General features: G+C 65.1%; 21 protein-coding genes. 15 read left to right on the forward strand and 6 right to left on the reverse strand.

All coding sequences use genetic code 11. The features are described 5' to 3' along the window. Positions 1-12: 12 nt before the first annotated feature. The 6 genes from KF745_10990 (at position 13) to KF745_11015 (ending at position 4,745) form a co-directional block, all read left to right on the forward strand. On the forward strand, positions 13-573 hold the full coding sequence (locus tag KF745_10990) for a hypothetical protein (GenBank protein ID MBX3358938.1): 561 nt from the start codon (positions 13-15) through the stop codon (positions 571-573). Between the two features lie 89 nt (positions 574-662). Beyond that, on the forward strand, positions 663-1,148 hold the full coding sequence (locus KF745_10995; GenBank protein ID MBX3358939.1) for a prepilin-type N-terminal cleavage/methylation domain-containing protein: 486 nt from the start codon (positions 663-665) through the stop codon (positions 1,146-1,148). Positions 1,149-1,244: 96 nt separating this feature from the next. After that, positions 1,245-1,814, forward strand: a complete 570-nt coding sequence (locus tag KF745_11000; protein ID MBX3358940.1) for a prepilin-type N-terminal cleavage/methylation domain-containing protein — start codon at positions 1,245-1,247, stop codon at positions 1,812-1,814. Positions 1,815-1,876: 62 nt separating this feature from the next. After that, entirely contained in the window at positions 1,877-2,782 is a 906-nt protein-coding gene (locus KF745_11005) for a hypothetical protein (protein ID MBX3358941.1), read from the forward strand. A gap of 167 nt (positions 2,783-2,949) precedes the next feature. Beyond that, positions 2,950-3,414, forward strand: coding sequence for a hypothetical protein (locus KF745_11010; GenBank protein ID MBX3358942.1), 465 nt, complete (start codon positions 2,950-2,952; stop codon positions 3,412-3,414). Between the two features lie 14 nt (positions 3,415-3,428). After that, complete coding sequence (locus KF745_11015) at positions 3,429-4,745, forward strand: hypothetical protein (protein MBX3358943.1); 1,317 nt, start codon at positions 3,429-3,431, stop codon at positions 4,743-4,745. A 17-nt stretch (positions 4,746-4,762) separates the two neighbouring features. Here KF745_11015 and KF745_11020 read toward each other — a convergent pair whose 3' ends face one another. The 3 genes from KF745_11020 to KF745_11030 all read right to left on the reverse strand — a co-directional run bounded on the left by KF745_11020 (position 4,763) and on the right by KF745_11030 (position 7,561). Beyond that, positions 4,763-6,094 carry an HD-GYP domain-containing protein gene (locus KF745_11020; GenBank protein MBX3358944.1) on the reverse strand — a complete coding sequence of 444 codons (1,332 nt, stop codon included), beginning with the start codon at positions 6,092-6,094 and terminating at the stop codon, positions 4,763-4,765. A 305-nt stretch (positions 6,095-6,399) separates the two neighbouring features. Further along, complete coding sequence (locus tag KF745_11025; GenBank protein ID MBX3358945.1) at positions 6,400-6,795, reverse strand: response regulator; 396 nt, start codon at positions 6,793-6,795, stop codon at positions 6,400-6,402. Positions 6,796-6,850: 55 nt separating this feature from the next. Beyond that, a complete protein-coding gene (locus tag KF745_11030) occupies positions 6,851-7,561 on the reverse strand; it encodes a hypothetical protein (GenBank protein ID MBX3358946.1) in 711 nt (236 codons plus the stop codon). 427 nt (positions 7,562-7,988) lie between these two features. Between KF745_11030 and KF745_11035 the strand changes: the two genes are divergently transcribed. The 5 genes from KF745_11035 to KF745_11055 all read left to right on the forward strand — a co-directional run bounded on the left by KF745_11035 (position 7,989) and on the right by KF745_11055 (position 16,152). Then, the gene (locus KF745_11035) at positions 7,989-8,702 is read left to right on the forward strand and encodes a hypothetical protein (protein ID MBX3358947.1); all 714 of its coding nucleotides are present in this window, start codon (positions 7,989-7,991) and stop codon (positions 8,700-8,702) included. A 21-nt stretch (positions 8,703-8,723) separates the two neighbouring features. Then, positions 8,724-10,310: a HAMP domain-containing protein gene (locus KF745_11040; protein ID MBX3358948.1), complete on the forward strand. Its 1,587-nt coding sequence runs from the start codon at positions 8,724-8,726 to the stop codon at positions 10,308-10,310. After that, positions 10,282-11,826: a sigma-54-dependent Fis family transcriptional regulator gene (locus KF745_11045; GenBank protein ID MBX3358949.1), complete on the forward strand. Its 1,545-nt coding sequence runs from the start codon at positions 10,282-10,284 to the stop codon at positions 11,824-11,826. Before KF745_11040 ends, KF745_11045 begins: the two co-directional genes overlap by 29 nt. Beyond that, positions 11,823-13,337: a hypothetical protein gene (locus tag KF745_11050; GenBank protein MBX3358950.1), complete on the forward strand. Its 1,515-nt coding sequence runs from the start codon at positions 11,823-11,825 to the stop codon at positions 13,335-13,337. Before KF745_11045 ends, KF745_11050 begins: the two co-directional genes overlap by 4 nt. A 100-nt stretch (positions 13,338-13,437) precedes the next feature. Further along, on the forward strand, positions 13,438-16,152 hold the full coding sequence (locus tag KF745_11055; protein MBX3358951.1) for a VCBS repeat-containing protein: 2,715 nt from the start codon (positions 13,438-13,440) through the stop codon (positions 16,150-16,152). Positions 16,153-16,174: 22 nt separating this feature from the next. Here the strand turns inward: KF745_11055 and KF745_11060 are convergent, their stop codons facing one another. Both KF745_11060 and KF745_11065 read right to left on the reverse strand, forming a co-directional pair. Continuing rightward, the gene (locus KF745_11060) at positions 16,175-17,098 is read right to left on the reverse strand and encodes a hypothetical protein (protein MBX3358952.1); all 924 of its coding nucleotides are present in this window, start codon (positions 17,096-17,098) and stop codon (positions 16,175-16,177) included. 98 nt (positions 17,099-17,196) lie between these two features. After that, entirely contained in the window at positions 17,197-17,868 is a 672-nt protein-coding gene (locus tag KF745_11065; protein ID MBX3358953.1) for an RluA family pseudouridine synthase, read from the reverse strand. Between the two features lie 159 nt (positions 17,869-18,027). On the opposite strand from KF745_11065, the gene KF745_11070 reads away from it, so the two are divergent. From KF745_11070 to fahA, 4 genes are read left to right on the forward strand one after another with little or no spacing between them, the layout of a single operon-like run. Further along, entirely contained in the window at positions 18,028-19,497 is a 1,470-nt protein-coding gene (locus KF745_11070) for a PD40 domain-containing protein (GenBank protein MBX3358954.1), read from the forward strand. Then, positions 19,497-21,458 carry an argininosuccinate lyase gene (gene argH / locus KF745_11075; protein MBX3358955.1) on the forward strand — a complete coding sequence of 654 codons (1,962 nt, stop codon included), beginning with the start codon at positions 19,497-19,499 and terminating at the stop codon, positions 21,456-21,458. Before KF745_11070 ends, argH begins: the two co-directional genes overlap by 1 nt. A gap of 45 nt (positions 21,459-21,503) precedes the next feature. Beyond that, positions 21,504-22,439 carry a hypothetical protein gene (locus KF745_11080; GenBank protein MBX3358956.1) on the forward strand — a complete coding sequence of 312 codons (936 nt, stop codon included), beginning with the start codon at positions 21,504-21,506 and terminating at the stop codon, positions 22,437-22,439. Positions 22,440-22,486: 47 nt separating this feature from the next. After that, positions 22,487-23,878, forward strand: coding sequence for a fumarylacetoacetase (gene fahA / locus KF745_11085; protein MBX3358957.1), 1,392 nt, complete (start codon positions 22,487-22,489; stop codon positions 23,876-23,878). Position 23,879: 1 nt separating this feature from the next. Here the strand turns inward: fahA and KF745_11090 are convergent, their stop codons facing one another. Beyond that, a complete protein-coding gene (locus KF745_11090; GenBank protein MBX3358958.1) occupies positions 23,880-25,238 on the reverse strand; it encodes an FIST C-terminal domain-containing protein in 1,359 nt (452 codons plus the stop codon). Positions 25,239-25,240: the final 2 nt, after the last annotated feature.

A 25,240-nucleotide genomic window follows, 5' to 3' on the forward strand; every position in this document is an offset into this window, starting at 1 on the left:
AGTTCACCCATCATGAGCAAGAAGAACACCCGCCGTATGTTTGGCGCAGCCCTCGGGATCACCGTGGGCGCGTTCCTCGTGGACCGCCTCTTTCTGGGTGGTGGAGCCGGCCCGGAGTCCGCCGCCGCATCGCCTGTCGAGGCGATCCAGGTTGGCGCCAAGCCGAGTGACAAGCCGGAGATCTCGCCTCGGGTAGATTCCGCCGCGGCTCTCGCTTCAAAGCTCCGGGAGATCGCGGCATCAACGGAGTCGCCCACAGTCCGCGATGCGTTCCGCCTGGGGAAAGCTGCGTCCAAGACCGATAACAACGAAGGACCGCTCACCGCCCTCGATGACAAGGCCGCGGCAGCGTTCACGTCGAAGTACACGCTCCGCGGCGTCATTGAGTTCGACGGCTCACCAATTGCCGTGATCGGAGACCGCCACTACAAGGTGGGAGACGTGCTGGACGAGTTTACGCTCGTCTCTGCGTCGATCCCCACGCGCAACGACCCGACCGCCGCCGCGGTATTCGAGTCCGAGAACACCAGAATCACGCTGCATGTTCCTCTGCAGAAGGCCAGCCGCCCTTAACTCAGGTCAGGTTGCTGTCGATAGCACTTCAAGCCGCGCGAATGGACGCGGCCTAAGCACGATTCTTCACGAAGAAGAGGAGCCGCCCAATGGCCGTTGCGATGCGTACCAAGCCCCGTGCGTTCAGCCTTGTCGAGTTGGTCATTGTGGTGGTGATCATCGGGATCATCGGCGCCATCGCCATCCCGCGGCTCAGCCGCGGCAGCACCAGCGCCTCGGAGAACGCCCTTCGCGGCAACCTATCGGTCCTCCGCCGCGCAGTGGAACTCTATGCCGCCGAGCACGACGGCAAGTTCCCCACCGATGTCACGAGCATCACGAACCAGCTCATCCAGTACTCGGACGCGTCCGGCGCCGTCTCGGCAACGAAGACACTGACCCATGTGTACGGCCCCTACATCGCCCGCGAGATTCCCGCCCTGCCCATCGGCTCCAACAAGGGCCAGCGGGCGTTTGTCGCGACACAAGGCGGCACGACCGCGGGCTGGGTCTACGACAGCGCGACTGGGGCCATTACGGCGAACCTGCCCGCCACCGAGAAGGACACCGAAGGCAACGCGTACAGCACGTACTAAGTCCCTAACTCCTGTGCCGCACCTCTCGTCGCCCAATCACCACGGTGGTTGGGCGGCTTTGTTCCAGCCCTCCCCCACTACAGCCCGAGCGTCACGATGATCCCCAAACACGAGTCAGGACCTCACGCCGCTGGCCTGGCATGCCGCAGCGCGGCCGTCTCGCATCGTGCGTTCACTGTGTTCGAACTGGTCATCGTGCTTTCCCTCGCGGCCGTCCTGGCCGCGGTAGCTCTCCCGCGATTCGCGGCCGCGACAGCCCGCTACCGGGCGGATCTCGCAGCCCAGCGGATGGCCATGGATATCGAGCGTGTCCGCGTAGCCTCTCGCATCTCCAGCCGAGACATCACGATCAGCTTTCTCTCCGGCGGACGCGGGTACACCGTGTCCGGGGAGGCCTCGCTCGACAAGCCCGGTCAAGGCTACGAAATCGTCCTGACCGGCGAGCCGTACCACGCCTCGATCCAGTCCGTGGACTTCGGTGGAAGCAATGTGATCCTGTTCAACTACATGGGCGTAGCAAAGAGCAGCGGCGAGGTCATCGTCGCGGCCGGCGGGGAGCGTCGTCGGGTTCTCTTTGATTCGACGACCGGAACGACGTCAATCGTCGGCGCCGGCACCCTTCGCCACACTTCGGCAGGCAGCGGCGTGACGGAGCTGCGGCCATGATGCCCCGTCACACCAGTCGATATGGTTGTAGTCCACGGCCGGGCTTTACGCTCGTTGAGGTCGTGCTCGCCGCCGCGATCGTTGGCATCCTGGTCGCAACGCTCGGGTCGGTCATGCTCATCTCAGCCAAGGCGATCGACCAGTCTGCGACCGTGGCGGGGCGCCAGCTCTCCGCGGCGAGCGTGATTGACGATATCAAAGCGGACATTCAGGTGGCCAGCCAGATCGACGATGCTTCATCAATCGCTATCTCTCTGGTTGTACCTGATCGCGACGGCGATGGCAAGCCCGATTCGGTCCGATACGAGTGGTCAAAGTCGAGCCGCCTTCTGACACGCACGCACAACTCGGGGACCCCTGTGCCCATTGCTCGTGAGGTCCAGGAGTTCGCTCTTGGGTACACGACAAGGTCCACCCCACCCATGTCGACCAGCGCGCCAGGCACCCTTGCGGCGTTTGACCATGCCCTGCTGGCAAGCAAGAAGAACTACGAAATCAAGTCCGACAGGTGGGCCGCTCAATACGTCCAACCCGAGTTTCCAGCAAGCGCTGTCGAATGGAGCATCACTGCCGTACGGCTCAATCTGAGGCAGCATGGCGGCAACAGCGGCTCGATGTGGATTCAGATCGTCGCGGCAGACGGCGATCGCCTGCCAACCACACGTGTCCTAGGACAAACAGCGGTGCCGATGTCGTCTCTGTCGGGATCGTACTCCACGAAGACCTTAGATATCGGCCCGATTACCGGGCTTGTCCCCGGCCAGAGCGTTTGCATCCGCCTGATTCACTCGAGCGGCGACACCTGCGATGTCGAGTACGAAGAACTGTCCGGCGGCTTGGCCAACGGCACGCACATGATGACCTCCTCGAATCAGGGCTCCACGTGGACCATTCCTTCGGACGATCTCGACCTGAGGTTCGCCTTGGTCGGGACCGTCTCGACTCGCAATGACTGCAAGACACCATGATTCGGCAACGACCGCACCACAACCGGCCGGCTACAGCCGGGTTCAGCCTCGCTGAGGCCGCGATCGCCACAGTGATTGTCGGCGTTCTTGTGGTCGCCTCGCTGCGAACGGTCGGCGCTGCCATCTCGTCCACTCGGCGTCACGCTGACATCCGGACCGGCGAATGCTTGGCACGGGATCTGATGGCCGAAATCATGCAAACGCGGTACAGCGAACCGTGCGCGACTCCGCTGTTCGGTCCCGAAGTCGGCGAGTCGTCGCGATCGGCCTGGGACGATGTCGACGACTACAACGGGTACGTTGAAAAGCAGCTCACCGATCGCGCCGGCGGATCTTTGGCGGCCGGCGCTGGCTGGCAGCGGGCGGTCGCGGTCGCAAGGGTCTCACCAACCGACCCGATGGGGTCCGCGTTGAGCACCGATCTCGGCTTGAAGCGCATAACCGTAACCGCCACCAGCCCGCGGGGCGGCGCGGTCACGCTCGTTGGATTCCGGTCGCCGCAAGGCGCCTTTGACTTCGTTCCAGATCCCGGCGCCACCGTCACGACGGGCGTCACCATCACACTTCAACTCGGCACCGATGCGGCGCCGGTCACTTCAGCTACCGGCACGCTCAATCTGCCTTTTCAATGAGCTGAGACTGCGACATGACTCCACCCCACGCTATCACTGCCGCACGTTGCTGCCGCCACCGCCGCCGCATGCCGCGCGGCGGCATCTACATCCTCGTTCTCGGGCTGGCCGCCGTGTGCGCACTCATCGGAGCATCCGCAATCGCGGTGTCGAGACTCTCGACACGAACCGTGGCTGATCTTCGTGACTTTGATGAGTGCAGCGTCCTGGCACAGTCCGCTGTTGACCTGGCCCTTGCCCGTGTCAACGCCAATCCGACGTGGCGGAGCACCACCGTGAGCGGAGCAATAACCGGACCGGTGACGCTTGGACGTGGCAGTGTCTGGTACAGCATCTCCGATCTGACCGATGGCAACCTTGGTAATAACGTTGTTGATCCCGCACAGGTCTTCGCCGTCGCAAGGATCGGTCGTGCCGCACGGGCCCTGGCGGTTCAAGCCTCGCCGTCAAGCCTTTCCCCTGTGAGTGCCCTTCAATGCAGCCTCTACGCCAGCGCTGGGCTGAATGTGAACGCTGACTTCTCGGTCAGTGGCGGTCCGGCGGCCACCGGGGGCACCGCCACGATCGCTGGAGGAAAGAAACTCACAGGCAACCTGGATGCGTCTCTGCTGCTGATGTTCGGATCCATCGACGGAACAGCCTCGGCGCCGGTGAGCGCCCGCAGCATGCCTCCCGCCTCGGTCTACGATGCCTACCTCGCCAGGGCAACCACGATCCCATGGTCCAACCTGGCGATGGGAACCATTACCACCGGCGTTCTCAGCCCTGGCTGGAATCCCTACGGCGCCAAGAACGCGAACGGCATCTACGCGATTGATGTTCCGGCAGGGAACACGCTGACGATCCGTACCTGTCGGCTGGTCGCTACGCTTGTCGTCAATCTTGGAGCGGGATCGAAACTCTCCGTGGTCAACTCGGTTGTTTGGGATCCCCCCTCGGCCACCCAGCCTTCGCTTATTGTCCGAGGCACGGCGCTGGCTTCGATCGACTTTGTGGGCACCAGCACAGCGCTCAAGGAATCCTCCTGGAACTACAACTTCAACCCGCCGCACACACCGTACCAGGGAGTCTCGAACACGACGATGAACGACTCGTTTTCGTCGGAACTCCACGGCGTGTTCCACGTCATCGGATCGCTGACGACAACCAGCGTCGGAGCCGATCTCAAGATAGTCGGCTGCCTGATCAGTGATGGCACCGTCACGGTCTCGGGCAAGAACTCTTTGATCAAACTTGATTCCGCGATCGGTGCTTCCCCACCCGTTGGCTATTGGTCGGGAGGAGCGATGACTGCCGTGCGAGGAACGTGGCAGTGGCAGCAGGTGCCGTAAGTTGATGCCAACTTGGCTTATGCAGCCTCTCGCGGCATGACCACGGTCTGCGAACGGTGCTTCGCCACCATCTCGTCATAAACCGCGAGGTCCAGGCTGAGGAAGAGCGGCACCAGCGCCGGGTCAAACTGCAGGCCCGCCCCCTTCGAGATCTCGCCCAGCACCCGCTCCCGCGGCATCGCGGACCTGTACGACCGGTTGGAACTCATCGCATCGAATGAATCCGCGACCGCCAGCAGCCGGGCGACGAGCGGGATCTGCTCAGCTTGAATGCCCGCCGGGTACCCGCGGCCGTCCCACCTTTCATGATGGTACAGCACGCCCGGCAGCACGTCGTCGAGCGTGGGAATATCCCGCAGGATGCGGTGGCCGATGGTTGGGTGGAGTTTGATCAGTTCAAACTCGTCGTCCGTAAGCCGCCCCGGCTTGCACAGCACCGACTCGGGAACGCCGATTTTGCCCACGTCGTGCAGAAGGCCGGAGATGCGGACCCGCTCGGCCTCGGCCTCGCTCAGACCCGCGGCAATTGCGAGGCGCTGGGCCAGGTACGCGACCCTCTCGGAGTGGCCGCAGGTGTAACTATCCTTGGCATCGATCGACGCGGTGAGCGCCTCGAGTGTCCCGATAAACATCTGGTGCTGCTCTGCGTAGAGCCCGGCGTTCTCGACAAACACGCCCATGTAGTCCGCAGCGGCATCCAGCAGTTGGGTCTCGTAGTTGCTGATCTCGGGGTCCTCGCCGCCCTTGTTGCCGGCAAGAATCGCGCCGATGACGCGGCCCTCCCGGGCAATTGGGTGCGCCAGCACCTGCGACCCGACCATGACCGACAGGAGCGCCCCGTCGGACGCCGGGAGCAATGTCCAACGATCCGGCTGCATCCCCCCTACCAGCTCGGTGACCTGGCGGTCAAACTCGGTGATCGGACACGGCAAGGCTCCATCCAACGTGAGCAGCCCACGCAGACGCGGGGCGACCTTGGAATCATCAATGAACTTCACCGCGATCCAGCCGAAAGGCATTGTTGCGGCGAGTTCGGCGCAGGTGGTCTTGACGAAGGCCTCTGGGGCCTTCAGCCCGCTCATCGACCGACCGAGGCGGTAAAGGAGACCGATCTCCTCGTACATCTCGGTCAGCTGCACGCCATGCTCGCCGAGCGCCGCCCGGTCGCGAGTCGTCTGTGAGAGATCGTCACGCATCCATCCCAGCGCGGTGGCGACTCGGTCGACGCCCCGTTCCGGGAAGCAGGCAAGCGGTTCCATGGCTCGCCTTGTATCCGACGCATCGAGCCCGGCGGCGCGGCAGGTGCTCTCAAAGTACTCCGATACGAACAGCTCCGGACCGATCATCATGGCCACAAGGAGTCCGAGTGATCGCCGAGACTGCTTCTCCTCCAAAGCGACGAGCGTGCAGCCCTCGGCGAGCGTATGCCGTTGCCACGGTCGTTCGGTTCGCGAAGACACGAGCGACAGCACCTGGGCTTTGATCGCGTCCGATCCGAGCCACGCTCCTGCCGTCCCGGTCTCGGTGGGCCCCTCGACAAGCTTACCGCTTGAATCAAATACCCAGCTCGGCAGGCCGAGCGCTGCGCACCGACCGCGAACGGCCGGGATCGCCGATTGGCCCTTCGGTTGTACGCGATGTGAGGCGCCGATGGTCATGCCGCGGCCGCCTCGTTCTCTCGCAGACCCAGTATCGCCATGACACGATCGAGCATCTCACGAGGGGCAAACGGCTTGCACATGATCGATTTGATATTGGTGCGAGCCCGCTCGTCCTCGGACACCAGGTGTCCGCGCGCGGTTACCATCAGGACCGGCACGGCGGCCAGCCGCGGGTTCTCCCGCAGGCGGTACGCGAGCTCGAGCCCAGACATGTAGGGCATCTGGAAATCCGTCACAATCAGGTCGGGAACCTGCTCGCAGGCGGTCTCATAGGCCTCCTCGCCGTCGTTGGCGATCAGCACATTGAGTCCGGCCTGGCGCAGTTTCAAGGACACCACGTTCGTCACGTGGCTCTCGTCATCGACCACCAGCACGGTTGGTGCGTTCATCGAACCTCCCGGGTCAGCCCATCTCCATTCAGGATCGGCTGATATCCGGTGTCGCTCAAACCGGCGGAAGGCGAACGGGCGCTGATGAACGGTTATCGGTCTGTATCCTGGCCTCAACCAACCGCCTGTCACCCCAGGTGCGAGCGCTATTGCCGGCGTGGTCATCAAACAGCATGGCCGTTGCAGCACGCCCGCGACGGATCTCCTCGATCACTCCGGAATCCCGCGTTGCAGCGGCTGCGATCTCGCGGAGCATCCGGTCCCGATGGACTTGAGGCGCTGGCGTCTCCAGCGCCGGCACGGCCACCCTGAGAGCCGTCCATCCTGAGTTTTGGTTTCGGAGTGAATCGCGCGTCGCCTCGAGCAGACCCCAGCCGGGAGGAAGCTCTCGGGCCCGGATCATCCCAACCGGCGCTGCCAGGAACGCCGCGTCGGCAATGCGGTACCGCGACATCGCCCAGAACTTGGTTCCACCGTGGATCGCATTGTCCAGCATGCGAAGCTCACGCAGCACAGCCCTGTAGGTTGGAAGGCGGCTGGCGGAATAGTCCCACTCTTCAAGGTCGTGAAACAACGCCGTCCCGGATCGCCGCAGATGCGGTTCGTTCGCTCGAATGAGTTCGACTTCGAGCCGGTTGCGCACAACGTGGAGGCGCCGCCGAACCTCAATGAGACGCTCCGTGTCATTGGTCTCCCTCAGAAAGTCGGAACGGGACTGTTTGCACTCGACGACGATGGTCTTCGAGCGCGGGCCGCGTTGAATCACGGCGCCAATGACTCCAGCGAGAGCTCTGGTGGAGGTCGGAATTGGATCGAGGTACCCTGCAGCATCCGCCCGGTATCGTGAAGCCGGGCACCGAACCTCGCACGCCACAGCAGCACACCCCTGAGCCAAGAGAAAGTCAGCCGCGAGCACCTTGAGCCTCGCGTGGATGAGTGATTCCATACGGTCTCCGATTCCCGTCGGCACCCAGCATATCGACCGGCCCAAATACGAACAAATGTGCCCGCCACACGCGTACGCACCCCCGCCTGAACAAATGGGGCATGTGAGCGGTTGATTGATCGCTATGCTAGAGGTGCCCCCCGGGTTCCCGGGGGATCAGCGTCGCATGGCACACGGAGTGCTTATGAGGGATCGGCCTACAACGACGCACGCCGGCTTGTGGTCGCAGAGGCGATGCGCGTTCACCTTGGTCGAAGTCCTCTTCACGGCAGCCATTATTGCGGTGTTGCTGTCCTTGCTGCTGCCGGCAATGCGGCAGACGATTGCCTCGGCACGTTCGCTCAAATGCCAAGCCGCCCAGCGAAGTGTGGCCTTCGACTTCCAGATCTTCGCCGACGATCGTCTTCATGGAAGTCGGCAAAACGACGACGAAGAGATTCCTGGCTTCTTCAGAGCCGAGACGTTTCAAAACTCGCAGTATGGGCTCGATCGATTCTGGGCATACGGGACACAGAATGTCGTCGCGCTGCCTGATGCGAGCGGGCGCGATCCGATGAGGTGCCCCGAAGTCCGGGGCGAGATCAGCATACGACGGGCGACCCCGTGCACAGCGGGGGCGTTCAGCCCGGCCGACCGGCTCTCGTTTACGTTCAACTATCGCCTGCACCGGCCCGCGACCGGTGGGCTTCCAATCCGGCTCAATGGCAGGATCCTCGACCAGGTGAGCGTGCCTCTGTTGTGGGATGTTGACGCCGTCGAGGCCAAGCGCCGCGGGGCCATTGCTGTCTTCTCGGCGCCGGCCATGGGCGCCACCTCCGGCGCGCTGGCCGGCAACGCACTGTGGTTCCCCGGCCTGCGGCACGCTGGCACGGCGAACTTCGCGTTTATTGACGGGCACGTCGAGTCATCCGCAATGCCACTGGATGAGGCTGGCTGGGCTTGGTCGTACCAACCACGCTGAGCCCCCGGACTCCGAGCCGCGATGTCCCTGCTCTCACGCTTCGCGATCCTGTTCGGCATGATCGGCGTCGCCGTCGTCGGCAGCCTTTATGCTGCGTGGTGGGTCATCGATGTCCGCGACCAGACAACTATCCGTCCGGCCGCGGCAAGCGCCGGGGTGCTGCGTGGATTGGGCGCCATGAAGGAGCACGTCGAGGCCATCAACGCCGGCGCCGGCGGGCGATCACGTCTGGCGAGAACCCGGGGGGATTCCGGTGCTCCGCCGAGCGGCTCTGGCGAACCTGATCGCGCGACCCTGACCGCCGATACCGAAGCGCTGGTCGCGCGACTCGCCGATCTTGAGAGCAACGAGTGGTATGTCTCCCGAGTGGGCCGAAGCACCGCGCTGAACATCGCTGCGAGAGTTGAAGAATGCCGCACCGGCGTCGACGCCCTGCTCCGCGATGCCGGCCCGGCGGACCGGGCGGGGGTGTTCGCGGCCACAGCCGATCTGCACGACCTGATCGAACTGGCCGAGCGGCACATCCTGAATGACACCGGCCAGATCGTCGCGTTCGACGCCTCGCTCCTTCGCTCGCGGCTGCTCTGGATTCTCCGACTTTCGTTCCTCTGGGTGGCATTGATGGGAGCCTTGGCATTCCTCTTCGTCCGCCGGTGGATCCTCAGGCCTGTATCGCGCCTCCGCACGGCGGCCTCTCGCATCGGCGGCGGCGACTTCGACCACCGACTGCCCGTCGACGGTTCCGACGAACTCGCCCTGCTGAGCGCCGAGGTTAACCACATGGCCTCCATGGTCCGCACCCTTCTGAACGAGCAGATCGAGAGGGAGCGACTCGCGGCTATTGGTGAGATGGTGCGGCGGCTGGCGCACAACCTTCGCAACCCGCTGGCCGGGATCCGCGGCCTCGCCGAGCTCACTCGATCCGAACTGCCACGCGATGCCGCGTCAGCCGGACTCCGCGAGAATCAGCACCGCATCATCGCGGCTGTGGACCGGTTCGAGGGCTGGCTCAAAGAACTCCTCGGCGCCACGGCGCCGCTCAAGATCCAACGGGAGTCATCCGACATCGTGCCGTTGCTCGAAGGACTGACACACGTCCATCAACCCATCGCGCAGACCAAGGGCATCACGCTGGTGTTGAAATGCGACACCGCTCCCAGACTGGCGGTCTTTGATGCTCGTCACCTCGAGCAGGCCGTGTCCGCAGTCATCGCAAACGCGATCGACGTCTCGCCGCCCGGCGGAACCGTGACGATCTCAGCCTCCATCCCGCCCGGACCCGCTCCGCGCGAATGGTGGATCCAGGTCTCCGACCAGGGGCCCGGAGTGCCTCCTGAGCTGATCACCAGAATCTTCAACCCATACTTCACCACCAAGCGTGACGGCAACGGCATTGGACTTGCAGTGTGCCAACAGGTTGTCCGCGCCCACGGCGGTCGCGTGACCGTCGAGGATGCAGCCGTGACCGGTAATCACGGCTTTGGCGGGCCGGGAGCGACCTTTACGATCCGGCTTCCGTATGGAATCTCGGGTGCCGAAGGCGGCAACCAGTTGGAGTTGAATGCCCTAGGAGCAACAGGTGGCGAAAATTCTCGTCATCGAGGATGAACAGAATCTACGCCTCGCGATCAATCGCACCCTTACGAAATCAGGACACGAGGTTTCGGAAGCCGGCTGCCTGCGAGACGCGAGGGCACATCTGGCGCGCGCCGAGTTCGACCTTGTGCTCACCGATGTGATGCTGGGCTCCGAGACCGGCCTCGACCTTGTCCGTGAGTTGAGGGCAAGCCAGGCCAGCGGTGGGTTCGATGGGGTCATCGTTGTGATGACGGCCTACGGAACGATCGAGAGTGCAGTCGCAGCGATGCAGGATGGGGCCGATGATTACCTTCAGAAGCCCCTGAGCCTTGAGGAACTCGCCTTGCAGACCGACCGCTGGCTGGAGCGCCGGACAGCCAGTCGGCGCCTCCGACTGTACGAACGCATGGAGCAGGCTCGCGACCAATCCAACGAGATCCTCGGATCGAGCCCACCCTGGCGCCACACCCTATCGATGGCCGCGAAACTCGCCTCGATGCCGCTGTTGCCGGCGGGCGCCCACGAGTCGACGCTCCCCTGCATCCTCCTGCTCGGAGAGACGGGCGTCGGGAAAGGGGTGCTCGCTCGATACGTTCACGCTCGCGCCTGCGAGCACGAGGCGGCGCGCCCCGGAAGTGCCGGTACTTCAGGCGTGCCACCCTTCGTCCACGTCAACTGCTCCGCCCTGCCGCCGAGCCTCGTTGAGTCCGAACTCTTTGGGCACGAGAAGGGCGCATTCACCGACGCCCGCGACGCCCGTGCCGGGCTTTTCGAAATGGCCGATGGCGGAACGATTTTTCTTGACGAGGTCAGCGAAACCCCGATCGAGTTTCAATCCAAGCTCCTTCTTGTTGTTGAACGAGGCACGTTTCGCCGCGTCGGAGGAAGCCGGGAGCGCTCGGTCCAGGTCCGCATCATTGCCGCATCAAACCAGGACCTCGAGCAGCGCGCCGCAGCGGGGACCTTCCGACGGGACCTGCTCTACCGCCTCAACGCACTGACAATCAGGATTCCGCCACTCCGTGAACGCCCCGGCGATGCCGTCGAACTCGCCGAGGCGTTCGTCGCCCGGCTGGCCCGGCGCTACGGCCGCAAGCCGATGTCGCTGAGCGCCGCGGCCAGGGAAGCGTTGGCAAACCACAGCTGGCCTGGCAATGTACGCGAACTTGTAAACGCGATTCAGCGCGCCGTCATGCTGTGTGACGACCATGTGATCGAGCCCCACGATCTGGCGCTCCCGACGTCCTCGACACACTCATCGACGGAGTCGTTGCCCAGTCTCAATGGCCACACGGTTGCCGGCCCCTCTGCCGCGGCTGCCCCCGCGTCAGGGGCGGCGACCACCCAGTCGATTACCTTCGATTTCGACGCCGGTACCCATACCGCCGACGGCGTCGAGCGGGAGCTCATCATCCAGGCTCTCGCGCGGACCGGCGGCAACGTCTCCCGCGCCGCCCGCCTCATCGGCATGCAGCGAAGCAGCCTGCGATACCGCATCGACCGGTACCGGCTCGAGTCGCACACGAAGGAGGCTAGCCGAACGTGAGGTGCTGGCTCGCCCTCAGTGTGTTGCTTCTCATGGCCATGCCGGCCGTGGTGTTCGGCCGGTCCGACGATCCCGCGGTCTTCACGGATCCGGCCCAGGATGCGGTCATCCGCCGGACTGACAGCGGCGGCACAAGGCCGCTCCTCCCCGCGGCGACACTCCCCGATCTCCTGTCGTTGACTCTCAGAGGCTGGGTCCCCGCGTCGCCCTCGAACATCTTCGGCGGCTCGGCTCATGCCCAGGGCGGTTCGCATGTCCTCAGGATCGACATCGTGTTTGCCGGTCTTCTCAACCCGCCGGGTTCGATCGACCCGTTCGACTACAGCCCAACCCAGTACGGCCCCAGCCCGGTGTACGGATTCTTCGAGTTTGACGTCGACCGCGATCGCGATACTGGCGGCGAGATGACCGGCCCCGCCGTGTTCCGGTACCTGGCGAACGCTGCTCGCTTCGGCGGGTTGCCCACGGGCTCGATCGGTCAGCGTACGGCACGGCATGGGAACGACATTGACTTCAACTTCTTTTCACCCCCCTACTACGAGCGGTCCGGCGCGGACTTCACGCTCGCACTCTGCGGCTGCACGTCGTTTACCATTGAGTCTCGGACTGACATGTCCGACCTGATCTTCGGGCCGGGAGAGACGTGGACGCTGTGCGGACGCTTTTTCCAGCGTGCCGGTGGCTACCAGAACGCGAGTATCGTCACCGGCGGCAGCACCGTCGGCATGTACGATCCGATGGTTCGCCTGCAGTTCTCACACTCGCTCGCAACCGATCGCACCACCATATCCCTGGTCTTTCCGCTCGATCCGCAGGGCGCGGCGATGGTGACAGGTCAGCCGGTCCAACCCATTGATACTGTCATCGATACGCCCACCGGCGGCATCCCCAACCACTCAAGCATCCAGGAGGCCCTCGAGGACGTGATCCAGGGAGCCTTGGGCAACAATGGCGGGCCACTGAGCGGCCCCACATTCGTCCTGACCGACCGCTGGCGCAACGAGCAGGCGATTGATCAACTCAACTACACGCAGTGGCGCGCCTCGGCCATTGTTGGCACAACCTACGCCTTCTCCGGCGACGCTATCTACGTCTGGACCGACGTCGGCTTCGAGCAGGTTCGGGGCGACATGAACTCCGACGGACAGGCCAATCTCCTTGATCGTGACGCGGTCTCGGCCTGCATTGCCCAGTACGACGGCGGATGGAGCGACGCCGACGGCGTCGTGAATGGCTCGGTCCGGATCCCCGATTTCGCGTACAGCTTCAGCCATTGCGACATCAACGGGGACGGTCTCATCGACGCCGCCGATGTCGCGTTCTTCGGCACGTTCTGTGCCGGAGACTGGGACCGCAGCGGATCGACGACCCCCGTCGACATCGCCGCGTTCATTCAGGCGTGGGTCGCGGACGTGATTGCCAATACCACGGTCACCGATTTGAGCGAAAATGGCTCCGCCGGCCCGGAGGATATCGCCGCGTTCGTGCAGGCATGGCTGTCCTGCCTCTAGCAAGCCTGCAGGTCCGCACGCGAAGCCCAACCTCTTTGATCTATACTCCGCACGCCGCGATCCGGCTGAAGTGCAGCGCCCTCGCACGCTCGCGGAAACGATGCTCCAGCGCGATCCCCTCACCACACTGTTCATCTTCCTTGTCATCGTCCAGGCGGCGACACTCGCGGCGTTGCTGCTGCTTGGACAGTTTCAGCGTCAGCCCCGCCGCATCCTCCCGCACCGATTCGCAGCTGGACTGGGCCGGCTCGCACGGCGCCGCGTCCTTTCGCTCTTAGCCGTAGCACTGGTCAGCCTCTCGCTCGACGCGCTCGTCGCCGCCATCCACTGGCCCTGGCCTCGCGTGCAGGATGAGTTCTCGTACCTCCTCGCCGCCGACACCTTCGCGCACGGACGACTGACGAACCCGCCAAGCCCGATGTGGCCCCACTTTGAGACCGAGCACGTCCTCCAGCAGCCGACGTACGCCTCCAAGTACCCCCCGGCCCAGGGCCTCTTCCTAGCCCTAGGACAGGTCATCACCGGGGAGCCCCTTGTCGGAGCGTGGGTGGCGTCAGCCGCCGCATGTTCCGCCCTCTGCTGGATGCTCCGCGCCTTCGTCCCCGCGAGGTGGGCGCTGGTTGGCGGACTGCTCGCCTCGCTCCATCCGGGGATCGTTGCGTGGTGGGGCCATGGGTATTGGGGTGGCTCGGTCGCGTTCCTCGGCGGCGCCTTGATGCTCGGAGCCGCCCGCCGGCTCTACGACCGCCCGAGTACGGGCAGCAGCCTGGTCCTCGGTGCCGGGCTGCTGCTTCTCGCGAACTCCCGTCCGTACGAGGGCCTTGTCGCCTCACTCCCTGTGGCGCTGGTCCTGACCATGAGGTTCTTGTTCCGCCAAGACCGCCCCACACTCGGTTCGACACTCGGGCGGGTCGCCATACCGCTCACCACGGTGCTCGTCATCGGTGCCGGCATGATGGGAGCCTACAACCGGGCGATCACCGGCAGCCCGCTTCGCCTCCCCTACCAACTCCACGCCGCGACCTACTCGGCGACCCCCACGTTCCTGCTCGAGCCCCCGCCTCCGGTTCCAGAGTACCGCGACCGCAAGCTCGAGGACTTCCACGCAGGCTGGGAATATAAGACCTACGAGCAGGAACGGTCGCTCCGCGGCGCCCTTGTTGCCTCCGCCGACAAGCAGCGGATCTACTGGGCCTTTTACCTTGGCCCCGCTCTGTCCCTCTCGCTCGCGGGTCTCCTGCAGCGCCGCGCGTGGCGGCTCTCGGTCACGCCCGATCGCTGGGTGCGATTCGCACTCGGCACGATCGGCTTCTGCTTCACGGCCACTCTACTCACGGTCTGGTTCAACCCGCACTACATGGCCCCCTCGGCGCCCCTGCTGTTTCTGCTTGTTGTCGCCGGCCTGCGGCGACTTGCCGCCAATAGACCGCGCGGACCCAGTGTGGCTCGCGCCATCGTCGTCACACAGGTCGTCTCTCTTGCCTTCTCGCTCGGAGCCGTTCCCTATGTCTACCGGAACCTGGAATGGCCCGCGCATCGTCAACACCTCATCGACTCGCTCACCGCCCAGGGCGGGAAGCACCTGATCCTGCTGCGCCACGGCCGCGACTGCCTTCCCCACGAGGAGTGGATCTACAACGGCGCCGACCCGGACGCTCAGCAGGTGCTCTGGGCGCGAGAGCTCGACTCCTCGGCCGCCCACGATCTGGTCGGCCACTACCCCGACCGGACCCCGTGGCTCCTGCTCGCCTATCGACCAGACGCCGCTCTGCCAACGCTGGCTCCGTACGCCCTCCCGCCCGCCTGGCTCTACGACGCGCCCGCCTACCTCCCCGTGCCAGGACCGATTGGCCCAGTCGCAACACACGTGCAGAGCGAACTATCCGTGGCGGCGCCGGCAAACCGTAACGAACTCGTCATCCTGAGCGGAACGTCGCCAGCGTCCCGCGTCGACATTCCAGGCCCGGCTGCCGCGGTCGCTTTTCTCGACCGCAGCGAGCCGGCCAAGACGATGGTCGGGTTCGTCACCCCTACCTCCGCCGGTCTTGTTCACATTGGCAGCGACGGACAGCCGGCGACTCCCGTCATTACGCCGCTTCCTGCGCCACCAGCCGTGGTCGCGTTCGTGGACCTCGTCGGCGACGCCGCGCCCGACGTGGTCGTCTCGATTACGGCCGGCCCGGAAGCTGGCCTCTATCTCCTGGAGAACTCCGGCCACTCTCTCGGCGCCCCCTCACGCATCTCGGCGTTAGCCGGGGTCTCGGCACTGGCCGCGGTCCCACGGCCCGCTCCCAATGCGCCCCAGCAACTTATCGCCGCGAGAGGAGCCGCGGCCCCCGCCCTTGTTCTCGCGATCGCCGACACCGCGGGCACTTCGACCCTCCACGCCCTGGAGGTGCTGCCACCGATTGACTCGACCTCCCTTGCGGCCGCCGACGTTGACTCCGATGGACAGTTCGAAGTCCTGTCGCTTGATGCCGCGATGGACCGGCTGTCGATCCTCGTAAAGGACCCGAGCGGATCCTGGCGTCAGAGCCTCGTCCCGGTTGGTGTATCCCCCTGCGCCCTGACGATCAACGACCTCGACGGCGACGGACTGCCAGATATCGCGATTGCAACCAAGTACGGCCACGGTCTCACGGTGCTTCGCAACCTGGGCGGCCTGGAGTTTGCCGCCCCCGCAGAGATCACGCTCGGCAGGCGGACGTGGTTCGAGGACAAGGCAGCCTCCATTGCCTCCGCCTGTTCCCCGGACGGACAACGCGTTTACCTGCTTGTTGGCACAGCAGCCGCTCCTGTGCTCTTTCGGCGTTAGGACAGACTCAGCCTGCCAGAACTTACTTCACAATACGGTTCAGTCGGCTCTGCTCTCGCTGCAGCTGCTGGACAGCTTCATTCGCCTCCCTGATCCGAGTCTGCTCCCTCTCAATCGACCGGCTGACCTGGTCGCGAGCCCCTTGCGATTTGGGCCCGGTGATGCCGGCCCGCTTCCGTTCGAGCTCGGAGACCCGCCCCCGGATCGTCGCAATCTGGGAGAGGATCCGTCCAATAGTGTCCGTCAGCGCCCTCGAGTGGTCCTTCACAACTGCTACCGACGCATCTCGATCAACCTCGATCACCATGACTTGATCGATGATCGTGGCGGTTGCGGCCAGAACCGGCTTGATCTCGACAAATTTCTCGACCTTCGCCTTCTCCATGAGCAAATCCTGCTCTTTCTGGAGTTTCAGCTCAAGGTCTCTCCGGACTCCGCGCAGAGTCTCCAGCCAATCCTCCCGAGGCCACAGGTCCTTCGAGCCGGCCGTGCCCTCCTTGTGCGACGCGATTACAGCCATCTTCATGACCTCGGCGCGTCGCACGATTGATGTCTTCTGCGAAGCACTCGCTACCCCTGACAGCGACGCGGTCGCTTTCTGCCGTTGCCCTGTCCGAGCGTACACCAGCCCGAGCGCCGCCTTCAGTTCCTGGTCACGCTCGACGTTGCGAGCCGCATTCTTGTCGGTCAGCACTCGCGTCAGAAGGTCCGCCGCACCCACTCCGTCGCCCGCTTCGAGCATGTCCAGCGCCGTCGAGACGTCCTCATCCTTGAACCGGATACCGACCAACTGGGCAGTATCTGAGCAGTACGCCGCGCCAACTCGAGCAGCGTTCGCCCAAGTACTTGCTTGAACGACAACCGGCGTCACCGCTCCAAGGTACACTCCACACACAATGATCAACCGCAGCAAATGATCCCGCATGGCAACCTCCACAATGCCCATCCGGCTCCACCAGCCGGAGCGTGGTCATGATACAACATGGATCGCAATGGATTGCAACCACGTCTGTGCCGACGCGACAACCAGACATTGCCGAACACTCAAAACGGCGACTCGCTCTCGAACTCCACCCTCCGCCCCGTTCCCGGCTCTGTAAACCCCAGCCTGCACGCATGCAACAGCAGCCTCGCCGCGGCGAGCGAGGTTCGTGGCTGCGGTCCGTACAGCACGTCCCCAAGGATCGGGTGGCCCGTGCCGTTCACCCGCCCGGCCGATTCTCCCGGCTGTCCCCAGCATGATGGGTCGGCACAATGGATCCGCAGTTGGTGCGTCCGCCCCGTCATCGGGACGAGTTCCAGACGCGAGCACCCACCCTCCCTGCCAAGAACCTTGTAGCACGTCACCGCTGGCCGCTTGTGGGATCGGTCCACCACCTGGTACGGCCTGTTGGCATAATCCGGCCGAATCGGCACCTCGATCGTCCCGCTGTCGCAAGCGACCACCCCATCCACCACAGCGACGTACGCCTTCTGGACCTCCCGCCGCTCAAACTGCATCGACAACTCGCGTTGAGCCCCGGCATCAAGGCCCACCACCAGCAGCCCGGACGTATCCATGTCCAGCCTGTGGACCGTCAGCGGTCCCGTCGCGGCGGGAAACATCCCCTGAACTCGCACCGGCACACAGTCAACCCCTGCCTCGCCCTTGCCAGGGACCGACAGCAGCCCCGCGGGCTTGTCGACCACCGCGTAGCGGTCCGTGGCGTGGACCACTCGCAGAGATCCCTGCTGGGGACTGAAGCCATTGCACATCCCTGTACGCACAACCGCCTTTCCTCCCTCTTGCCCCTGTCCCGCGCCAGGCGACCCGCCCACAGTGGATCTGAGCCTAGGCTTTCGCGCGCCCCTCAGGGTCGCCAGATCGAGGAGTCCATGGTGCCGTCAGCCGCCCTTGCCATCGTGCTTGTCGCCCTCGCCGCCGACCCTCCCGCGGATGCCCAGAGGCCGGTTGCGGGAGGCCACGGGGAGCCAACAGAACGGGCTGGGAGCCAACCCTTGGATTGGCCCACGCTCGAAGCACCCCTCCTTCGCTACCAGACTCAGATCACCTCACGGGACATGTTTGTCAAGGCCGGCGAGGCCTACTTCTCGCCGGACTCAAAGTGGATCATCTTCCAAGCCGTACCGGTGCCGAAGGAGGGCGAACAGGTCGATCCGTTCTATTCGATGTACGTCGCGAAGCTGGTCCGAAACCAGGCCGGTCAGGTAACCGGAATCGCGACCCCAATCCTCGTTTCTCCACCCGGCTCGGCGAACACCTGCGGATGGTTCCACCCGACCGAGCCGTGGCGGATTCTCTTCGGCTCCACGATAGGTGCTCCGGCGAACACGCAGAAGTCCGGCTTCTCGGTCGGCGAGCGGAAGTATGTCTGGATGTTCCCGGAAGAGATGGATGTCGTCACCAGAGTGGTTCCCGAGATCGCCGCTGATGACCCCGCCGCAGCCGCGCCGACACCCTCGGATACCTCGCCGCAACGTCTCGTGGCCCGCAACAACTACGACGCCGAGTGCTCGTGGTCGAAGAACGGCCGGTTCGTCCTGTACGCGCACGTGCGTGACGAACAAACCCGCGGGCGCCCCGACGCGGACATCTTCGTATACGACACGAAGACCAACCAGCATTACCCATTGGTCACCGGCGAGGGGTACGACGGCGGCCCGTTCTTCTCCCCCGACGAGAAACTGATCTGCTACCGATCCGATCGCAAGGGCGATGACCTGCTGCAGCTGTATGTCGCCGAACTCCTCTACAACGAGGAGGGAGTGCCCGTAGGAATCACCCGCGAGCACGCTCTGACGGATGACTCCAACGTCTCCTGGGCTCCCTTCTTTCATCCTTCGGGGCGGCTGCTCGTGTACGGGACCAGCGCCCAGGGACATCAGAACTACGAGGTCTACACCTGCGAAGTCGATCTCGATTCCCCCCCGTCTCGAATCGCCAAGCGCAGGGTCACGTTTGCAGATGGAGCCGACGTACTGCCCGTGTTCTCGCCCGATGGCTCCTTGTTCATGTGGACCGCACAGCGGGGCCCGCTCGCCGCCGGGGAGCAGCGGCCGTCGAGCCAGCTCTGGATCGCCGAGTGCACACCGGGCGGGTTCGACCAGCCACGGGCCGTGTTCAACGTGACCGATGTCCATGGGCTGAACCCGACAACGGTCGAAGGGATCGCCCGCGCCGAAGTTGGCAAGCGAGAGGAGTGGGCCTCGATGTCACCGATCGTCGTCAGGCAGACCGAGACCGGCTGGAATGTCCACGCCTGGAATCCGTCCCGAAAGCCCGGTGAGGGCCGGCTGCTCGTCATCGACAACGCCGGGCGGCTGGTCTCCTACGACGTGGACTGATGGCGACGAACCACCCGAAGCCCAAGCCCTGGGAGCACGCCAAGTCCGGGGGATCGGAGGCGGACCCGCTGGCCGCTCGATTCGTCGAGTCCCTCTCGTATGACACTCGCCTGTACGAGGCCGACATCCGCGGCTCGATCGCCCACGCCCGGATGCTCAGGTCCGTCGGGCTTCTCACATCGCCCGAGCTCGCCTCGATCGAGCAGGGGCTCAGCGAACTCCGCGATGAGATCGAATCGGCGCCGGCCGGCCCGAACGCCGTTGGGGTGCCGGGTGCCTGGCCCGGCTGGCGGATCGACCTCGAAGATGTTCACATGTGCATCGAGGCCGCGCTGATCGACCGGATCGGGGATGCGGGCCGGAAGCTCCACACCGGCCGCTCCCGCAACGACCAGGTCGCCCTCGATCTCCGGCTCTGGTTGCGGGACGCCGCGGCGACGATGGCCTCGCTCCTCGATGACTGCATGGCCGCACTCGCCGCCCTGTCGCAGAACCAGGGCGACATCATCATGCCCGCGTACACGCACCTCCAGCGTGCACAGCCGATCCGGCTGAGCGCCGAACTCCTCGCCTGGCACGAGATGCTCGCCGCCGACCGCCGGATGTTCAATCGCCTGGAGGCCCGCGGAAAGGAAGACTCTCCCCTCGGTTCCGGCGCGGTCGCGGGATCAACGCTCCCCCTTGATCGAGAGCACGCCGCGGAGCTGCTGGAGTTTACTTCGGCCTCCGCATCCTCGATCGAAGCCACCGCCTCACGCGACGATGCCCTCGATTTCCTCTACGCCCTGGCCCGCACCGCGATGCACCTCTCGAGATGGGCCGAGCAGTGGATCCTGTACTGCACGACGGAGTTCTCCTTCCTGCGGCTCGCTCCCGCTCACACGACCGGGTCGTCGATGATGCCCCAGAAGCGCAACCCGGACATGCTCGAGTTGATCCGCGGACGATGCGGCACCGTCTACGGATCGCTGCTCGCCATGCTGACCATCTGCAAGGGCCTCCCGATCGCCTACAACCGCGACCTCCAGGAGGACAAGCGCCACGTATTCGCCGCGTTTGACACCGTGTCGGACACCCTGCAGATGACCGCCCGGATCATCGCCGGCGCCAGGTTCGTCGCCACGTCCATCGAGCCGACGCTCCACCGCGGCCACCTCGATGCCACGGTGCTCGCCGAGTACTTGGTGACGCGTGGCATGCCGTTCCGAACCGCCCACCAAGTGGTCGGCGCCCTGGTCAGGCGATGCGACGAGCTTGATCGCCCGAGCCTCGAGCAACTCACGCTCGACGACTTCAACGCCGCCCTGCGAGAACATGACATCAAGGGAGTCCGCATCGGCGACGAGGTTTTCTCGTGGCTCGGCGCCAGGAACGCGGTATCGCGGTACGTCTCCGCCGGACACGGGGCCTCATCGATCGGCGACTCGCCCCGGCCCGGCAAGCCAGGTGACCGCCGTTTATCGACCCCCGAAGGCGAGTCCGGTGCCGGTGCCCCCGAAGCCTCCCCATCTGAGCCGGGCCCTGCACCGGCCAATCCCTCGCTGTTCCCGACCGACACTCCCCCGGAATCGCCCGATGGACGGCTGATCCAGGCGTACGCAGCCGTCTCCCGCACTTTGGATGATCTCCCATATACACCCGAGTTCGATCGCCTCCATGCGTCGCTCCACTCGTTCGGGGCGCCCACCAAGCGAGTGGTGTTCCACCGCCTGCAGAACCTCCGCAAAGCAGGAAAACTCCCGAAGGTCGGCAGAGCCGCCTCCGCGCCGCCGGTGATCACCCCGCCGGAGGAGGAAACGCTCCGCGAACTGGTCACGGCCGCCGTGGGCTCGCTGGGCCAGCGCGACCAGCTCCCCTTCACGGAGCAGTTTGACCGGCTTGTCGAGCAGTTCAACACACGATCCGGCCGGAGCCTCGAGCCGCACTCCATCTGGCGGCTGATCGCGAAACTGGCCAAGTAGCGTGAGGCGGCAGCCCCCACCGTGGCGGCGCCACTACCATTCCACATGCAGATCGCCGAACGCTCGCTCCGCTCGCTCCTGACCGGGTTGATCGACTATGCGGGGCTCTTCCCGCCCGCCAAGCTCCCGATGAAGGCGGCGGTTGATGCGTACGCCAAGCATCTCACGGCCGACCACGCATGGATGCTCGGACGGTTCATTTGTCCCGTCTCACGATTCGAGGAGTTCCGGCAGGCCGCGACCCCCCATCTCTCCCGGGACATGACCGGGGCCGTCCCGCCTTGGAGGGTGTCGGCCCTCATCGACGGCGACCTCAACGAGAACATGGACGCGATCTTCGCGTTCAACAGCGAGCACTCGGACCCGGACCGGGGCCTCGCGGTCGTCGACGCGGCTGAACTCAAACTCCCCGCCAAAGCGAACGCCGACGAGATCGACACGATCCTCGACAGTTTTCCCGACGACATCTTCCCGTTCTTTGAGATCGCGGCATCACCGGGCCACGACTTCCGCGGCCAGATCGCGGCGCTCGCCGGCGCCGGCGCCGGCGCGAAGATCCGTACCGGCGGCCTTACCCCCGATGCGTTCCCGAGCCCCGAACTGGTTGCCCAGTTCATCATCGCCTGCGACGCCGCGGACGTGCCCTTCAAGGCTACCGCCGGGCTGCACCACCCGGTCCGTGCGGAACACAACCTCACCTACGAACCGGGGTGCCCCCGGGGTGTGATGCACGGGTTCCTGAACGTCTTCATGGCCGCGTGCTTTGCCCGATCGGCCTCGGTACCCCACACCGAGATCGAGAGCATCCTCGCGGAAACCGACCCTTCTCGCTTCCGCTTCAGCGACACATCCGCAGCGTGGCGCAACCGCCAGATCGATGCGACCGAGATCGAGGGCATCCGCGACAGCTTTGCGCTCTCCTTCGGTTCCTGCTCCTTTGACGAGCCAGTCGAGGACCTCGGCAAGCTGGGCCTGCTCTAACGAATGATGTCGTCCATTCGGGTGTCGGCCGTCTATCCTGAACGACCATGGACCAGCGCCCAAACGAGCACCTCAACGAGACGCACGACCCCAATCTCAAATCCTGGGTCGAGTCTGCGAACGACCCGGCTACGGACTTCCCGATCCAGAACCTCCCGCTGTGCGCCTTCGAGGCCGAGCACGACGGCCACACGCACACCCATCTGGGTGTCGCCATCGGCGACAGCGTGCTCGACCTCAGCCTGCTCGCCATGGCCGGCATCTTTGGCGACCCCGAGAACTCGCCACTGGCCAACCTGCTGCACGCCCAGTACTGGAACGCCGTCGCCCGCTCGCCGGCCTATTCCTTCGCGATCCGCCGAAAGGCGCAGGAGTTCCTGCACGCTGACGCCGCGGCGGGCGGCGGGCAGCAGATCCGCCGCCTGCGTCAGCGAGCCCTGCGGCCCCTCCGTGACACCCAACTGAGCCGGCCCGTCTTCTCGATGAACTACACCGACTTCTACGCCTCGAAACATCACGCGACGAACGTCGGGGCGATGTTCCGGCCCGACAATCCCATCCTCCCCAACTACAGGCACGTCCCGATCGGGTACCACGGACGGGCGTCGTCCATCGTTCCCTCGGGCACGCCAATCCGCCGACCGTGGGGCCAGCAGGCGCCGCCCGAGGACAACCCTGGCACCGGACCGGGGTTCGGCCCCTGCAAGATGCTCGACTATGAGCTCGAACTCGGCTTGATCGTCGGACGCGGAAACGAACTCGGACACGCGATTCCGCTGAAGGATGTGCGGGACCATATCTTTGGAGTCTGCATCCTCAACGACTGGTCGGCCCGGGATCTTCAGAAGTGGGAGTACCAGCCGCTGGGCCCGTTCCTGGCCAAGAACTTTGCCAGCACCATCTCTCCGTTCATCGTCACGCTCGAGGCTCTCGAGCCATTCCGTGTCCCCGGTCCGTCACGAGACGCCGATGATCCGCAGCCCCTCCCCTACCTCCAGACCGCCGATCCCTGGGGCTATGACATCAGCGTCGAGGTGCTCCTCTCGTCCGCCCAGATGCGAGAGCGCGGCATTGAACCGGCCCCGCTCTCCAAGGGCTCGTTCAAGGACCTCTACTGGACCTTCGCGCAGATGCTGGTTCATCACGCCAGCAACGGGTGCAACCTGCAACCGGGCGACCTCCTCGGATCGGGCACCATCTCGGGGACCGCCCCTTCCACCCGCGGATGCCTCCTCGAACTCACCTGGCAGGGCAACGGGCCCGACAAGAAGCCCCTGCCGCGCCAGCCGGTCACCCTGCCGACCGGCGAGACCCGCTCGTTCCTTCAGGATGGAGACGAGGTCATCATGAGAGCCGCGTGCGAGCGAGAAGGGTTCCGGCGGATCGGATTCGGCGAATGCCGGGGGACGATCCTCGCGGCGACCGAGTCCCCGTCGTAGGTCACCGATTCGGCGACTCTTCCCTGAATATCGCGGCGCACGCCGTGTGCCCGTGGAGGAAGACCTCGTCGCCAACAGGACCGATCTCGCCACCGGCGAAGAACCCGGCGAGCGGCGGGCTCGCGGACCTCGCCGCGGTCGTCCCGGCAGCGCCTGCCGGCTCGATTTTCCGGCCCGCCCGGGCCCGCTCCTCCCCGCTCACCTCGGGCAGAAACGCGCGGCAGATCGCGGCGGCGTCATGATTCGGCTCATCAAAGAGCCGCATGCCACGCCCATTGCAGGTGAACAGGAGAGTCCCTGCGGGCTCGCCGTAAAGCTGCTGGGCGTCCAGCAGTAGGCCGAGGTCCTCGGAGGCCGTGGCCGCGTCCCTCATGTGGAACCGCACCGTCTGCCCCGCCCGCATGACCTCGGCTACCGCGAGCACGCCCGCCTCCTGATCCGCGCCGACAACATTGCGGATCAGGAAGTCGCCCCGGCCGAACCGCTCCTTGTACTCGTTGACGACACGGCCGATGAACACCCCGCGCCGGAGTTGTTCGCGCAGCGGCTCGTCCATCGACATGATGGCCTCATGGAGCACCTCGAGGGCCTTGCGCCCCCCGAGGGAGTGGATCATCTGTCCCTTGGCACCAGTGACGATCATCGTTGGCCCGAACGGTCGGCATCCCTGCGAAACCAGCGGGTCGACCCTGATCGCCCCGTTGAGGCTCACCCCGACATAGCCGGACTGGAACACTCCATCGTCCAGCAACAGCACGTTCCCCCCGGGCCTCATCGCGCCCGAAGCCATACCACCAATGATCGGACCCCGCCGATCTCCGGTGACCCGAGGCCGTGCTGCCGAGAGCAGCGGCAGCAGGGTGTTCATGGCGACGCTGAAGGGGTCGACAAGGAGCAGGGTCGCCCGGTAGTCCGCCCTCATCCCGGTGGCGGCCCGCATCGCATCAAGGTCCGGCGCCACTCCCGGCAGCATGGCGGGCATCTGGTCCGTTCGGAACGCGTGCAGCCCAACCCCCGGCATCGCGGCCGCCAGCATCGAGATGCCGGCGGCACCCTCCAACTCCACCTCACCGCCCAGCACCGTCTCGCCGCTGCAGCCGATGAGGCACTTGGGACCCAGCCGGCGCCGGATCAGCCTGCCAAGGGCGCCCGCCATTTCCGCGTGCTGGCTTGTAAAGAACACCGTAACCAAGTCCGGCGACGCTCGGTCCAGCCCCGCGGCAACCTGTTCGCACACCTGCTCGGCGGCCCGGAGTGTGTCAACGTTGCCGCTCAGGCCATGCGCCATGCGAAGGCCGCGAGACGCCCCGCGCCGGGCGTCGCCCGTTCCAAGCTCACCACCGTGCCCGCTGCCGGCCATAG

It is taken from the genome of Phycisphaeraceae bacterium (assembly GCA_019636655.1).
Lineage (GTDB): Bacteria > Planctomycetota > Phycisphaerae > Phycisphaerales > UBA1924 > JAHBXB01.

What these genes read in the sequence shown, in the direction of transcription:
- KF745_11025 (MBX3358945.1), bottom strand. Translation starts at nt 6,795, where the DNA reads ATGAACGCACCAACCGTGCTGGTGGTCGATGACGAGAGCCACGTGACG.
- KF745_11055 (MBX3358951.1), top strand. Translation starts at nt 13,438, where the DNA reads ATGCTCCAGCGCGATCCCCTCACCACACTGTTCATCTTCCTTGTCATC.
- KF745_11000 (MBX3358940.1), top strand. Translation starts at nt 1,245, where the DNA reads ATGATCCCCAAACACGAGTCAGGACCTCACGCCGCTGGCCTGGCATGC.
- KF745_10990 (MBX3358938.1), top strand. Translation starts at nt 13, where the DNA reads ATGAGCAAGAAGAACACCCGCCGTATGTTTGGCGCAGCCCTCGGGATC.
- argH (MBX3358955.1), top strand. Translation starts at nt 19,497, where the DNA reads ATGGCGACGAACCACCCGAAGCCCAAGCCCTGGGAGCACGCCAAGTCC.
- KF745_11015 (MBX3358943.1), top strand. Translation starts at nt 3,429, where the DNA reads ATGACTCCACCCCACGCTATCACTGCCGCACGTTGCTGCCGCCACCGC.
- KF745_11020 (MBX3358944.1), bottom strand. Translation starts at nt 6,094, where the DNA reads ATGATGATCGGTCCGGAGCTGTTCGTATCGGAGTACTTTGAGAGCACC.
- KF745_10995 (MBX3358939.1), top strand. Translation starts at nt 663, where the DNA reads ATGGCCGTTGCGATGCGTACCAAGCCCCGTGCGTTCAGCCTTGTCGAG.
- fahA (MBX3358957.1), top strand. Translation starts at nt 22,487, where the DNA reads ATGGACCAGCGCCCAAACGAGCACCTCAACGAGACGCACGACCCCAAT.
- KF745_11040 (MBX3358948.1), top strand. Translation starts at nt 8,724, where the DNA reads ATGTCCCTGCTCTCACGCTTCGCGATCCTGTTCGGCATGATCGGCGTC.
- KF745_11090 (MBX3358958.1), bottom strand. Translation starts at nt 25,238, where the DNA reads ATGGCCGGCAGCGGGCACGGTGGTGAGCTTGGAACGGGCGACGCCCGG.
- KF745_11060 (MBX3358952.1), bottom strand. Translation starts at nt 17,098, where the DNA reads ATGGGCATTGTGGAGGTTGCCATGCGGGATCATTTGCTGCGGTTGATC.
- KF745_11080 (MBX3358956.1), top strand. Translation starts at nt 21,504, where the DNA reads ATGCAGATCGCCGAACGCTCGCTCCGCTCGCTCCTGACCGGGTTGATC.
- KF745_11070 (MBX3358954.1), top strand. Translation starts at nt 18,028, where the DNA reads ATGGTGCCGTCAGCCGCCCTTGCCATCGTGCTTGTCGCCCTCGCCGCC.